18 protein-coding genes are annotated in these 13,210 nt (G+C 38.3%); 2 read left to right on the forward strand and 16 right to left on the reverse strand.

What is annotated here, in order from left to right; all coding sequences use genetic code 11:
* Nucleotides 1-306: 306 nt before the first annotated feature.
* Nucleotides 307-966, forward strand: coding sequence for a hypothetical protein (locus tag ACIQX2_RS16290; RefSeq protein ID WP_402852776.1), 660 nt, complete (start codon nt 307-309; stop codon nt 964-966).
* 37 nt (nt 967-1,003) lie between these two features.
* Here the strand turns inward: ACIQX2_RS16290 and ACIQX2_RS16295 are convergent, their stop codons facing one another.
* Nucleotides 1,004-1,681, reverse strand: a complete 678-nt coding sequence (locus ACIQX2_RS16295; RefSeq protein WP_402852779.1) for a KinB-signaling pathway activation protein — start codon at nt 1,679-1,681, stop codon at nt 1,004-1,006.
* Between the two features lie 134 nt (nt 1,682-1,815).
* On the opposite strand from ACIQX2_RS16295, the gene gerD reads away from it, so the two are divergent.
* A complete protein-coding gene (gene gerD, locus ACIQX2_RS16300; protein WP_402852782.1) occupies nt 1,816-2,409 on the forward strand; it encodes a spore germination lipoprotein GerD in 594 nt (197 codons plus the stop codon).
* Nucleotides 2,410-2,439: 30 nt separating this feature from the next.
* Here the strand turns inward: gerD and ACIQX2_RS16305 are convergent, their stop codons facing one another.
* From ACIQX2_RS16305 to infA, 15 genes are all read right to left on the reverse strand, one after another.
* The gene (locus tag ACIQX2_RS16305) at nt 2,440-3,492 is read right to left on the reverse strand and encodes an Mrp/NBP35 family ATP-binding protein (RefSeq protein ID WP_402852784.1); all 1,053 of its coding nucleotides are present in this window, start codon (nt 3,490-3,492) and stop codon (nt 2,440-2,442) included.
* A 78-nt stretch (nt 3,493-3,570) separates the two neighbouring features.
* Nucleotides 3,571-4,284, reverse strand: coding sequence for an N-acetylmuramoyl-L-alanine amidase (locus ACIQX2_RS16310; RefSeq protein ID WP_402853285.1), 714 nt, complete (start codon nt 4,282-4,284; stop codon nt 3,571-3,573).
* A gap of 51 nt (nt 4,285-4,335) precedes the next feature.
* A complete protein-coding gene (locus tag ACIQX2_RS16315; RefSeq protein WP_402852787.1) occupies nt 4,336-5,520 on the reverse strand; it encodes an MFS transporter in 1,185 nt (394 codons plus the stop codon).
* 305 nt (nt 5,521-5,825) lie between these two features.
* Nucleotides 5,826-6,218, reverse strand: coding sequence for a 30S ribosomal protein S9 (gene rpsI, locus ACIQX2_RS16320; RefSeq protein ID WP_277583912.1), 393 nt, complete (start codon nt 6,216-6,218; stop codon nt 5,826-5,828).
* Between the two features lie 22 nt (nt 6,219-6,240).
* Complete coding sequence (rplM, locus tag ACIQX2_RS16325; protein ID WP_090567905.1) at nt 6,241-6,678, reverse strand: 50S ribosomal protein L13; 438 nt, start codon at nt 6,676-6,678, stop codon at nt 6,241-6,243.
* Between the two features lie 166 nt (nt 6,679-6,844).
* Nucleotides 6,845-7,594 carry a tRNA pseudouridine(38-40) synthase TruA gene (truA, locus tag ACIQX2_RS16330; RefSeq protein WP_402852793.1) on the reverse strand — a complete coding sequence of 250 codons (750 nt, stop codon included), beginning with the start codon at nt 7,592-7,594 and terminating at the stop codon, nt 6,845-6,847.
* A gap of 16 nt (nt 7,595-7,610) precedes the next feature.
* The gene (locus ACIQX2_RS16335) at nt 7,611-8,408 is read right to left on the reverse strand and encodes an energy-coupling factor transporter transmembrane component T family protein (RefSeq protein WP_093062505.1); all 798 of its coding nucleotides are present in this window, start codon (nt 8,406-8,408) and stop codon (nt 7,611-7,613) included.
* Complete coding sequence (locus ACIQX2_RS16340) at nt 8,408-9,277, reverse strand: energy-coupling factor ABC transporter ATP-binding protein (RefSeq protein ID WP_402852798.1); 870 nt, start codon at nt 9,275-9,277, stop codon at nt 8,408-8,410. Before ACIQX2_RS16340 ends, ACIQX2_RS16335 begins: the two co-directional genes overlap by 1 nt.
* Nucleotides 9,253-10,101 (reverse strand): energy-coupling factor ABC transporter ATP-binding protein, encoded by an 849-nt coding sequence (locus tag ACIQX2_RS16345; RefSeq protein WP_402852800.1) that lies wholly within the window; start codon nt 10,099-10,101, stop codon nt 9,253-9,255. The genes ACIQX2_RS16340 and ACIQX2_RS16345 overlap by 25 nt, the downstream gene beginning before the upstream one ends.
* 409 nt (nt 10,102-10,510) lie before the next feature.
* Nucleotides 10,511-10,891, reverse strand: coding sequence for a 50S ribosomal protein L17 (rplQ, locus tag ACIQX2_RS16350; protein ID WP_090567888.1), 381 nt, complete (start codon nt 10,889-10,891; stop codon nt 10,511-10,513).
* Nucleotides 10,892-10,944: 53 nt separating this feature from the next.
* Nucleotides 10,945-11,889: a DNA-directed RNA polymerase subunit alpha gene (locus ACIQX2_RS16355; RefSeq protein ID WP_090567885.1), complete on the reverse strand. Its 945-nt coding sequence runs from the start codon at nt 11,887-11,889 to the stop codon at nt 10,945-10,947.
* 134 nt (nt 11,890-12,023) lie between these two features.
* Entirely contained in the window at nt 12,024-12,413 is a 390-nt protein-coding gene (gene rpsK, locus ACIQX2_RS16360) for a 30S ribosomal protein S11 (protein ID WP_090567882.1), read from the reverse strand.
* A 25-nt stretch (nt 12,414-12,438) separates the two neighbouring features.
* A complete protein-coding gene (rpsM, locus tag ACIQX2_RS16365) occupies nt 12,439-12,804 on the reverse strand; it encodes a 30S ribosomal protein S13 (RefSeq protein WP_090567879.1) in 366 nt (121 codons plus the stop codon).
* A gap of 23 nt (nt 12,805-12,827) precedes the next feature.
* Nucleotides 12,828-12,941 carry a 50S ribosomal protein L36 gene (rpmJ, locus tag ACIQX2_RS16370; protein ID WP_003247619.1) on the reverse strand — a complete coding sequence of 38 codons (114 nt, stop codon included), beginning with the start codon at nt 12,939-12,941 and terminating at the stop codon, nt 12,828-12,830.
* Between the two features lie 40 nt (nt 12,942-12,981).
* Nucleotides 12,982-13,200 carry a translation initiation factor IF-1 gene (gene infA / locus ACIQX2_RS16375; protein ID WP_016429904.1) on the reverse strand — a complete coding sequence of 73 codons (219 nt, stop codon included), beginning with the start codon at nt 13,198-13,200 and terminating at the stop codon, nt 12,982-12,984.
* Between the last annotated feature and the right edge of the window lie 10 nt (nt 13,201-13,210).

Below are 13,210 nucleotides of genomic sequence, written 5' to 3' on the forward strand. Positions count from 1 at the left end.
GTATTAGGCATGCCGCCAGCGTTCGTCCTGAGCCAGGATCAAACTCTCCATAATAGAGAACTTAAAAAGCTCATTTTGTTTTGCTGGCATCATCAATAAATGATGTCCAAATTGTTTTGCTATCAAACTAACGAAGTTAGCAGATAACTGTATGTCTTAACGTTTTGCATGTTCAGTTTTCAATGTTCATGTTGTTTAAGTTGTCGTCTTGTTTCAGCGACCTTTGTATCTTAACATCTTTTAAACATTAATGTCAACACTAAATCATAAAATTAATTAAAACGATTTGAAAAGGTGTGTGTTTCTGTGAAAACAAAGGCTTTGATGGTTGGTTTATTGTTAGTTTTAGTATTGGTTTTATTTAATGTACCAAAAAACTTTTCTTCGCTGCTCCCTGTTTTTCAGCTTACTGAAAAGCCTACTGTTATTTCGAAAGGATCGTACGGGAATACGGTAACGATAGATTTGACTTTTGGAAAGAGTGATATAGAAAAGCTTGTGAATGATCTGCAGGCTCCTTATCCACATTTTTTTATAAGTATTGAATGGATTGAGCGTTCTGAGGAGATTATAGAGCTCATGAAAGAAAAAAATGTACCTATTAGCCTTTTAGGTAAAAGTGGAATAACTTATATTGAAAATCCGACATTGTTTGAAAATGAAGTGGAACGATTTGAAAAAGCAATCGGTGAAAGACCACTTTGGTTTAGAACAATCGATTATGAGTTTCCTATTGAACTTCAAAAACAGGCTTGGGAACAGGAAGTAAATTTACTCAGCTCTAATAAATATTGGTCCGACAAAGCTCCTAAACTTGAAAAGGGAGATATCCTTACTATTCCCCTGCATCAGGAAGAACGGGTAGATATGCAACAACTAATTAAAGTCGTTCAGACTAAAGAAATTATCACCATTGAACAAAATATTTTTGGTTTAAAAGTAAAAACAAAAACCTATCCAGAATAAAAAAGTTGCTCTGACTCGTAGTCAGAGCAACTTTTTATTAGTTCTTTGCCGATGCTGCGTCTCTTCTCTTCTTTCTGCGTTCTTCTAATTTTAAGCGATCTACTTCTGACTGCGCGTTATATTTCGGTAGAGCCAGTAATTGGAATGCATTAACTGCAAGGATAGGGAATAATAACAGCGTTACCCAACTATCTACATTGTCTGCACGTACCATTAATACTGGAAGCCACTCTAGAGTTGAAACAACAACCATGAAAAACAAAGCAGATATTAGCGTGTGCTTTTTCGTTATATTTGCTTTAATAATTGCTACCACTAGTGAGGTAATAATTAGTACTGCGAGCAAGATAACATATAACCATATTTGTCCTGTAGTTTCTGCATTTGGTTTAAAACGGAAAAAGATTAAATCAAAAATAACAAATGCAATAATTAATAGCTGCACCCAGTTCCATAAAGTGAGCGTTCTAAAAATATTAACTCCCATTTGGTGAATTGTTAAATAAGCGAAAAAACCCATTTGTGCAATGACACTGATAGTAAACCCCATTATGACCATAAAGGCAAATGCAGCAAAAAACTCACTCCATTGTCCTGCTTCAAAGTATTTTGAAAAAGCATCATCCCAACGTATAAATAAACCAAAAACGCCTGTTATTAAACCACCGATTAACATGGCATTTAGAAAGAATTTAAACCAATTACGAATAGTCACTACAAGATATCCTCCATCTTTTCAATTTCCTCTATAAATTGTAACAAGCCTTTTAAGAAAAATCTATTTCTTCCTACCTACTATACATATTTCCTAACCAAATGTGAACAATATTCGAAAGGACGGTGACAGATATGAAATACTTTGCACTCTTATTAATGAGTATTGGACTTCTCGCTAGTTGTAGTTCTCCTGCTGTTCAGCCTTCTTATGAGGAGAATAAGAAGATGTTCATCGATGCACTGCAAACAGAGGATGGGAAAAAAGCAATCCGAACATTGCTTACAGACCCTCAATTCAAGGATCTTTTAGTTTTAGACAGTGAACAAGTGAAAACTTCTGTTGAACAGACAATGCTTTCAAAAGAAGCAGAGGACTTTTGGAAAAAAGTCTACTCAGATCCAAAATTTTCAGAGACAATAGCTAAAAGTATGGTTAAGCAGCAAGAAGAATTAATGAAAGCCTTAATGAAGGATCCCACATATTTAAAGGATTTAGAAACTTTTTTTGGCTCAGCTGAGATGAAAAAAGAACTGTCTAAAGTATTGGAATCAAGTGATATGAGAAAAGAAATGCAAAAGGTTGTAGAAGAAACGATTCAAAGTCCTTTACTTCAAACTAAGTGGCAGAAATTAGTTGAAGAAGCTGGAGGTAAAACAGAAAAAAGTGGTGGTGGAGGAGGAGCTAGTTCTTCGGAGGAAGAGAAAAAGAAACAAGAAGCAAAATAAGGCCGCTCCCCTGTGGAAACGGCCTCTTTCTTATGCTTTCTCGATAATTTTTTGTGCAATGTCCAAGTAGATTTTCCCCGTATTATGTGTTTCTCCATAAACAGAAGGAGCAAAATCAATATCATTCCAGTCCGGCTGCCCTAATGGTAATTGTCCGAGTAATTCTGTACGTAGTTCATCGGCAAGCTTTGGACCGCCACCTTTACCAAACACAAATTCTTTTTCACCAGTGGATTTTGATTCGTACCACGACATATTTTCGATTACTCCAAGAATTTCATGATCTGTTTGAAGTGCCATAGCGCCAGCTCTAGCCGCAACGAAAGCTGCTGTTGGATGTGGTGTTGTTACGACGATTTCTTTTGATGCAGGTAGCATTTGGTGAATGTCTAACGCCACATCTCCAGTACCTGGTGGTAAATCTAGTAATAAATAGTCTAGTTCTCCCCACTCAACATCCTTGAAGAATTGGTCTAATACTTTTCCAAGCATAGGTCCACGCCATACTACCGGAGTATTGTTCTCTACAAAGAAGCCCATAGAGATTACTTTAACACCTTTTCGTTCTACTGGGATGATACGGTCTTCTATGATTTGCGGAATGTCTTTTACACCCATCATATCGGGTACACTAAAACCATAAATATCCGCATCTACCAGCCCTACTTTTTTACCTAAACGAGCAAGTGCTACTGCTAAGTTAACGGATACTGTTGATTTTCCAACTCCACCTTTACCCGATGCGATTGAAATAATTTTCACTTTACTGTTTGGTGATAGTAGGTTCTCGTTATCACTATCTTTTGTTTTCCCTCGGAACTGCTCTAGTACTTCTTTTGGTAGTTCTTCAAATCGAATACCTACAGTTGCTGCTCCAGCTTCTTTCAATACTTCCACGACTTTTCCTTGTAGTTGCATTTGTTCTGCTGAATTTATTTTAGCTATAGCTAATTTTACACTCACGTGATTTTTTTCTTCTTTAATAGACACTTCCGAAATCCCGTTTGTTTCTTCTAGTGTTCTATGTAAAAATGGGTCGTTTAATGCTCCTAGCAAGGCACGAACTTGTTGCTCATTAATCATCTGTAGACACTCCCCTTAAGTTTCACTATTCGCCCTATAGTATACCATAACCTGAGTGTCTACAAACGTTAGTTAGTCTTAGTAAATATTATCTTCCACAAATTTAACTACACCTTCTGAAATTGCTTCCACCATTTGCTTTTGATATTTTTCGGATTTAAGTAATTCACGTTCTTCATTATTACTTATAAAGCCCGTTTCCACTAGCACTGCAGGAACAATTGCTTTCTTCAATATATACACCTGTTTAATAGCCAGTGCCTCTCGCTCTGTGTTTCCAATATTCTCTCGAATGGATCCTTGAATAGACTTAGCTAATAGTTCGCCACCCGCATGTCCCTCTGCATGATAGAAAACCTGAGCACCTCTCCATCTTTCTTCTGGAACAGCATTCACATGAACGCTAATAACTAAATCCGCCTCTGAGTTATTCATAATTTCTTCACGTAATAAAAGATCAGCACGTTTTCTCGCTCTAGTAGTAGGGAAATCTTCATCCGGTCTATGCTCAGCGAGTGAATCCCCTTCTTTTCTACGCGTCATGATCACTGTTGCACCTTGCGACGTTAACTTTTTCTCTAGCATTAGGGACATAGCAAGAGTAATATCTCTTTCTACGGTATCTCCACTAGTAGCTCCACCATCAATTCCCCCGTGCCCTGGGTCAATAACAACTTTCACCCCGCTCATTGGTTCGGGTAAGAAGAAACCAATATCACTCGCTTTTGTTCCATACACAACTGCAAGAAGGGATATCAAAAACAAAACCAAGATAACAAGCCATTTTTTCAGGTTTATCGCTCCTTTTTCACTCATTATACGTATGAGGGACAAAGAGTATGATTAGAATTGTCCACGTATTTTTGAACTATAATAGAACGATGGGATTGCCAGTAAAGTCACAAATGAAATAATAAAAAAGACCATTGCACCACTGCTCATCATATCTAGTAAAAATCCACCTAGGCCCGGACCAGCTATTCTACCGACAGACTTCACACCAGATAGAGCAAAATAAGTACCCTTCTCACGATCCTCACACATTCCATCCAAATGGATATCCACCATGGTAAATACCAATACTTCACCTGCTGTAAAAATAACCATCGCGACCATCAACCATAATATGTAGCCACTTTGCCCGAAGAAAAATAATCCGATAGACAATAACCCACTTCCAATCATTAAAGAAGTAGTCGTGCTCATCCATTCACCTAGCTTATAAACGAAGTATTGAATGACAAGTACGGTAATAGCATTTGTAGTTATGAGCCAAGCAAAATATTGGATCGCCAGTTCATGGTCAAACGACTTTCCTAAGTATTGGCTGAATGTAGAGTCAAACTGGCTGTAGCCAAAACTAATAAATATTAATGCCAAGACAAAAATAGTAAAACCAGCATCCTTTTTAAAGACATAAAACGATTGAAAAATGGATGGCTTCGTTTTATTGATAAACTCCTGTTTTAATGGGTACTTTTTAAATATAATGACAAAAGTACCTATATTAAGTAAGAAAATCAGCCCTACAATAAAAAATAGATTCTCCATTCCATACTGCTGAAAGTAGACAGAAGTAAGTGGAGCTATAGCGGCAGATATATTAATTAAAAAATAGCGAATATTAAATATTAGGCGTCGATTCTGGGGCTCAGTATACAAACTTAATAACACTCGGTAAGTAGGTTCCACTACTGCCTGACTCGCCCCAAGTAGAGCAGCAAATGCGATAAACCCTGCATAATGCTCGATGAAAGGAAAATAGAAATAGCAAACTAAGTATCCAACGAGACCAATAATAATGACTTTGTTCTTCGGATATTTATCAATATAAGGTCCCACTATAAAACTCATTACTAAATTGGATAAGGCCAACATTGATATTATAGTTCCAATTTGCATGCCCGAATAATGGAATTCCTCGAGTAAAAAAAGCGTTAAATAGGGCAATACTAAAAATGTTCCAAAACGTGCAATAAAGATACTAATAAGAATCGTGCTCGTTACAGCATTAAATTTACTTCTCATACTATTCCTCTTTTTCTCTTTAAATCATCTATATTAACTACCTTGGTATTGTTTTCTAAATATACACTTCTCCAATTCGCTAAACAATTCTTTTTTTAATGTATGTCAAAGAACAAAAGCGCAAGTGCTTATCCTTTGGGAGTCAGTATAAGTTCGACATTGTGGTGTTCCTGCGCAAGCTCGAGTCTCGATGGAAATTCACTTGTGGAAAGTTATTCACGTACCAAAGATTTATAATTTCTTAAAGCATAAAAAAAGCACTCCCCGAATAATCTCGAGAAGTGCTTTGAACTGATAATATAATATTAACGTTTTGAGAACTGAGGTGCACGACGAGCGCCTTTAAGTCCTGGTTTTTTACGTTCTTTCATACGTGGGTCACGTGTTAAGAATCCTGCTGATTTTAATGCTGGACGGAAATCAGGATCTACTGTAAGTAGCGCACGTGCAATACCGTGACGGATTGCTCCTGCTTGTCCTGTGAATCCACCACCATTAACGTTTACGTGTACATCGTAGCTACCTAAAGTTTGAGTAGTTACTAATGGTTGTTTAATGATTTCACGTAAAGTTTCGTATGGTACGTAATCTGCTACGTCACGTTTGTTGATAACGATTTTTCCTTCGCCCGGTACTAAACGTACACGTGCTACTGAACTTTTACGGCGACCAGTGCCGATATATTGAACTTGTGCCAAGTGAATGTCCTCCTCTTAATTTTTATCCGCGAAGCTCGTATGCTTCTGGTTTCTGTGCTGCATGTGGGTGTTCTGCTCCAGTGTATACATGAAGCTTGCTGAACATTTGACGTCCTAAAGAGTTTTTAGGAAGCATTCCTTTAATAGCTAACTCAAGCATTTTCGTTGGGTACTTAGTACGCATTTCTAAAGCTGTGCGTTGTTTAAGTCCACCAGAGAATTGAGTGTGACGGTAGTAAATTTTATCATTTAGCTTGTTCCCAGTTAAATGAATTTTTTCTGCATTAAGAATGATCACATGATCACCTGTGTCAACGTTTGGTGTGAATGTTGGTTTGTTTTTACCACGTAAAATAGCTGCAACTTCTGAAGCTAGACGACCAAGAGTTTGGCCTTCAGCGTCTACTACTAACCATTTACGTTCTACTTCGTGACCTTTAGCCATGAATGTTGTACGCATGTATTTTGTCCTCCTAATTCAATCATAATCGATCTAAAATTTTCTATATCCTCATACCAATAAGTTTCGGGGCTTATATTGTGGGGTTAAGAAATACCATACATCATCATACCTCGAAAGGAACAATTAGTCAAGCATTTTTCAAAAAACACCTGGTGAGGTTGTTTCATACATCGTAAACCACTTTTTCGAGGTATAAACCGTGTGCTGGCGCGGTTTTCCCCGCTTCCTTCCGAGCACAGGCTAAGAGGATATCTGGAATACTCTCCACAGTTTTTTTTCGAATACCAACTTCCCATAATGTACCCGCAATAATACGAACCATATTATATAAAAAGCCACTTCCACTAATAATCATATGAAGCTGTTGCGTTTCTTTCTTCACTTCAAAGTTAATAGAATAAATAGTTCTCACAAAATCATTAATATTTGTATTAGCTGCACAAAAACTCGAAAAGTCATGTGTCCCGAGTAAATGCTGAGCTGCTTTTTGCATAGATGCAATATCTGGTTTATATCGTTCTGCATGTACAGAAAAATCACGTTCAAATGGACTATGTATTTCACTAAGTGACCAAATATAACGATATGTTTTTCCAACTGCATGGTATCTGGCATGAAAGTCATCAGATACCTGCTCTACCGATAAAATACGAATATCTCTAGGTAGTTGAACATTTAAGGCGGTAATCCAACGATCTAATGGAAATGTTAGCGGACTATCAAAATGAATAACCTGCCCTGTTGCATGAACCCCCGCATCTGTTCTTCCACTTGCAACTATTTTCACAACGTCGCCTTTATGAATTGTTTCTAAGACACGTTCAATTTCTAATTGAACAGTTCGTTTTCCCGGTTGTACCTGATAACCGGAAAATTGACTGCCATCATAACTAATAATTGCTCGAAGTCTCACGCCAATCAACTCCTAATCATTGTCTAAAGTAAACGAGTATTGCGGCTAATACTACAAGACATAGGATAATGAGCGTGTCTCTCGTAGCCCACTCTAGCTTTCGATATCTAGTACGACCCTCTCCGCCTTTATAGCCTCTTACTTCCATTGCAGTTGCTAAATCCTCTGCACGTTTAAAAGCGCTAACAAACAAAGGTATTAGAAGTGGGACAATCGCATTCATTCTCTCCTTCATACTACCTGTTGTCATATCAGAGCCTCTCGCCATCTGTGCTTTCATAATCTTATCTGTCTCATCCATCAAAGTCGGGATAAATCTCAATGAAATAGACATCATAAGCGCCAACTCATGCACTGGAAGTCTCCATTTTTTTAATGGATTTAACAAGATTTCTAAAGCATCTGTAATCGAAATAGGAGTCGTAGTTAACGTAAGAATTGATGTCAAAACAACGAGTACAGTAAAGCGAATAGATATGAAAATACCTTGCTTCAATCCTTCCTCGTAAATCGTGATGAACTTCCAGTCAAATATAATTGGACCCTCTCGCGTAAAGAACAGATGCAATAAAAAAGTAAATATGATTAAGAAAACAACCGGTTTTAATCCATTAATCAAAAAGTATAGCCTAATTTTGGATAAACGGATGATTAATAAAGTAAAAAGTAGTAATATTCCATACGTAATCCAGTTATTCGCAATGAAAACAACCATGATAAACAAGAATACAAATATCAGCTTTGCGCGAGCATCCAAACGATGTATAAAAGAATCACCGGGAATATAACGCCCAAATATCATTTTTTCAAGCATTAGATTTCACGCTCCTTTTTCATCAGGCGTGCTAGTTCTTCCGCTAAAGTCTCTTCTGTTAAACATAGTCTAGGGAGCTTTTCGCCTATCATCTCTTCTATTTTCTTTTGAAACTTAATAGATTGAGGTAACTCTAATCGATAATCCATTAAACGGTCTTCATCGGAGAATATATCCTGCGGAATACCTTGCAGTACACATTTCCCATTATGCATAATAGCAATTCGATCAGCATATCTTGCTGCATCTTCCATGCTATGCGTGACAAGTACGGTCGTTAAGCCTTTTTCTTCATGAAGCCGCTTAAACAGCTCCATTATTTCTTTGCGACCTCTTGGATCAAGCCCAGCAGTTGGTTCATCCAATACCAGTACCTCGGGATTCATCGCTAGCACACCGGCTATGGCAACTCTTCGCATTTGTCCTCCAGATAAATCGAAGGGTGACTTTTCCATAACCTCTTCTGGTAAACCAAGTAACTTTACTAATTCTATGGCACGTCGCCTTGCTTCTTCTTCGGGCACACCAAAATTCATAGGTCCAAACATAATATCCTTCAGCACTGTTTCATCGAATAATTGATGCTCAGGAAATTGAAAAACGATCCCTACTTTTTGTCTAATCTCTCGTAATTTTTTATTCTTTTTGTCTGCGGCAACTTCCGTGCTACCTATTCGTATGACACCCTCGGTAGGCTTGAGCAACGCATTTAAATGCTGAAGCACCGTAGACTTCCCAGAACCCGTATGACCAATAATTGCTTGATAAGAACCGGAGGGAATAAGTAAATCTACATCATATAAAGCTCTTTTTTCAAAGGGGGTATCTTTTGCATATGCGTAGCTTACTTGTTGAAGTGAGATGTCCATAAATCATTCACCAACTCTTCTTCTGACATGTGATCTGCTACAATTTGCACACCCTGTGCTCGTAGTAATCTAGACATATTCATCGCAAAAGGAAGGTCTAATCCTAAATCGATTAACTCTTGTCCTCGCTCAAATATTTCTTTTGGTGTTCCTTCTGCATACTTCTCTCCACGGTTCATAACAATCACGCGATCTGCTAGAAGTGCTTCTTCTAAATCATGAGTAATAGAGATAACTGTTAAGTCTGTTTCAACTCTCAGCTGGCGCACTGTTTGTAGCACTTCATCCCTACCCTGTGGATCTAACATGGAAGTTGCTTCATCTAACAATAAAATTCTTGGCTGAAGTGCTATAGCCCCTGCTATGGCAACCCTTTGTTTCTGTCCACCAGATAAATGATGGGGCTCACTATTCATAAAGTCGCTCATTTTCACTTTTACCAAAGAGGCCTGTACTCGTTCTACCATTTCCTCAAAAGGGATTCCGTTATTTTCTAATGCAAATGCTACATCATCCTGTACGGTTGCACCGACAAATTGGTTATCTGGATTTTGAAAAACCATCCCCATTTTAGAGCGAGTGTCCCATAAATTATGTTCACTGAGTGGTTCTCCAAAAATTCGTACCGTTCCCGTCTGAGGAAATAGAAGACCATTCATTAATCGTGCTAATGTCGATTTACCAGAACCGTTATGGCCGACAATCGCCACCCATTCACCTTCATTAATAGTGTAGGACACATTTTGTATCGCTGGTCGTATACTTGAATCTTCCTCAGTATATGTAAATGTAACTTCCTGTAAAGAAATAATTTCGCGTTTCATCCTTTACCTCCTCTGCTCAACTCAGCTGTGCTAATATTCTACATCATTTTACGACAAAGTAAAACTTCCTGTTGCTCCCAACCACTCGGATTTTGCGGCAAAATTAAAAAAGCGCGCACCTCATTTTGAGAAATGCGCTCTTCTATAACTTATTTCCAGATTGGTTGCTCAAGACCAATCAGAAAAATGAGGTGCGTAGAGCTAGACGAGTCGCCACTTCTCGGGATTTGAAATCCTGAGAAGTCCGCTCATCGTAACACTCTGCTTTTATAATGTCGTATAAATCTGTTTGAAAAAAAGAGGGCGGTAGTATCCCACCAAATACCCTCTTCAATTTGGCAGGCGTATAAACGCCTGTTAAATTGTTAAAGCAAATTTATTTTCAGACGTGAAACGTCTGAAAAATAAATTAAACTAATTCGATTACTACTACCGGTGCTCCGTCTCCGCGACGAGGTCCAGCTTTCATAATACGAGTGTAACCGCCTTGACGATCAGCATAGCGTGGTGCTACATCATCAAACAATTTTTGTAAAGCATAGATTGTAGATTCGTTTCCTTCTTCATCAGTAGAAGCAACTACCTCACGACGAATGTAAGCCGCAGCTTGACGACGAGCGTGTAAATCTCCGCGTTTACCTAAAGTGATCATTTTTTCAACAACAGAACGTAATTCTTTTGCACGTGCTTCAGTAGTTTGAATACGTTCATTAATAATTAGGTCCGTTGTTAAGTCACGTAACATCGCTTTACGTTGAGAACTTGTACGTCCAAGTTTTCTGTAACCCATGGATGTTTCCCTCCTTTGGTGAATAATTCAAGTCTTGCTATATCAAAACCCGTTTAGTCTTCTTTACGTAATCCTAAACCAAGCTCATCTAACTTCGCTCTTACTTCTTCTAAAGATTTACGTCCAAGGTTTCTTACTTTCATCATATCGTCTTCTGATTTGCTTGCAAGCTCAAGTACTGTATTAATACCAGCGCGTTTTAAGCAATTATAAGAACGAACAGAAAGATCAAGTTCTTCAATAGTCATCTCTAAAACTTTTTCTTTTTGATCTTCTTCTTTTTCGACCATGATTTCAGCAGTTTGTGCCTCATCCGTCATCCCTACAAAAATATTCAAGTGCTCTGTTAAGATTTTTGCTCCAAGAGAAATCGCCTCTTTAGGACCTGTGCTGCCATCTGTCCACACATCAAGTGTTAGTTTATCGAAGTTAGACAATTGTCCAACACGAGTATTTTCCACTTGGAAATTCACGCGTGAAACTGGAGTATAAATAGAGTCGATCGGGATTACGCCGATAGGAAGATCCTCACGTTTGTTTTGAACAGCAGGAGTGTAGCCACGGCCTCGACCTGCGTACATACGCATACGGAAATGACCATTTTTGCCGATTGTAGCAATATAGAGTTCCGGGTTTAAAATTTCTACGTCACTGTCATGTGTAATGTCAGCAGCAGTAATCGTTCCCTCACCTTTAACATCAATCTCAATGACCTTTTCCTCGTCAGAGTAGATTTTCAAAGCTAGTTTTTTCACATTCATAATAATAGATGCCACATCTTCCACTACGCCTTCAATAGTTGAAAACTCGTGTAAAACGCCATCAATTTGAATAGAAGTAACTGCAGCTCCTGGTAAAGATGACAGAAGGATGCGTCGTAAAGAATTACCCAAAGTATTTCCATAGCCACGTTCTAGCGGTTCTACAACAAATTTACCAAACTTGGTATTTTCGCTGATTTCTACACTTTCAATCTTTGGTTTTTCGATTTCGATCATTCCAATTTACCCTCCCTCAAAACATCGAATGTATAGGTTCTTTCCATCATGAATTCGATCGTTAACTGATTGCTGTTAATACATCCTCAGTCTGTACAATAAATGATGTTCTCAAACAAGTTGAGTATCACCTATTAAACGCGACGACGTTTTGGTGGACGGCAACCATTATGTGGTACTGGTGTTACGTCTTTAATTGCTGTAACTTCTAGACCTGCAGCTTGAAGTGCGCGGATTGCCGCTTCACGACCAGCACCTGGTCCTTTAACAGTTACTTCTAAAGTTTTAATACCATGTTCCATTGAAGTTTTTGCAGCTGTTTCTGCAGCCATTTGTGCAGCAAATGGAGTAGATTTACGAGAACCTCTAAATCCAAGAGCTCCAGCACTTGACCAAGAAAGTGCATTTCCTTGCATGTCTGTGATAGTCACAATTGTGTTGTTAAATGTTGAGCGAATGTGAGCAATACCGGATTCGATATTCTTTTTCACACGACGCTTACGTGTTTGTTGTTTACGTGCCATGTTAAGAAGAAACCTCCTTTACCGATTATTTTTTCTTGTTAGCTACTGTCTTACGTGGACCTTTACGAGTACGTGCATTGTTCTTCGTATTTTGTCCGCGTACTGGTAAGCCTCTACGGTGACGGATACCACGGAATGAACCGATTTCCATCAAACGTTTAATGTTTAGTGATACTTCACGACGAAGGTCACCTTCTACTTTATATACACCGATTTGTTCACGGATTTTGTTTAATTCGTCTTCCGTAAGATCACGTACACGTGTTTCTTCTGAAATACCAGCTTCTGCTAATACTTTTTGAGAAGTCGTTTTACCAATTCCGAAAATGTATGTTAATGCAATAACAACGCGTTTATCGCGTGGAATGTCAACACCAGCAATACGTGCCATATGTGTCGTGCACCTCCTTCTTATTATCCTTGTCTTTGTTTGTGTTTAGGATTTTCACAGATTACCATTACTTTACCGCGTCGGCGAATTACCTTACATTTTTCGCAGATCGGTTTCACAGATGGTCTCACTTTCATCTAACCTAACCTCCTTAGTAGTCCGGAGTGCAAAAGATTATTATTTAAAACGGTACGTAATACGACCGCGAGTTAAATCGTAAGGAGAAAGTTCAATTGTGACTTTATCTCCAGGTAAAATACGAATGAAATGCATACGAATTTTACCCGATACATGCGCAAGTATCGTATGACCGTTTTCTAATTCTACCTTAAACATCGCGTTTGGCAAAGTCTCAACAACTGTTCCTTCGACTTCAATTACATCATCTTTCGCCATCAACCCTGTC

It is taken from the genome of Psychrobacillus sp. NPDC096623 (assembly GCF_044762655.1).
GTDB lineage: Bacteria > Bacillota > Bacilli > Bacillales_A > Planococcaceae > Psychrobacillus.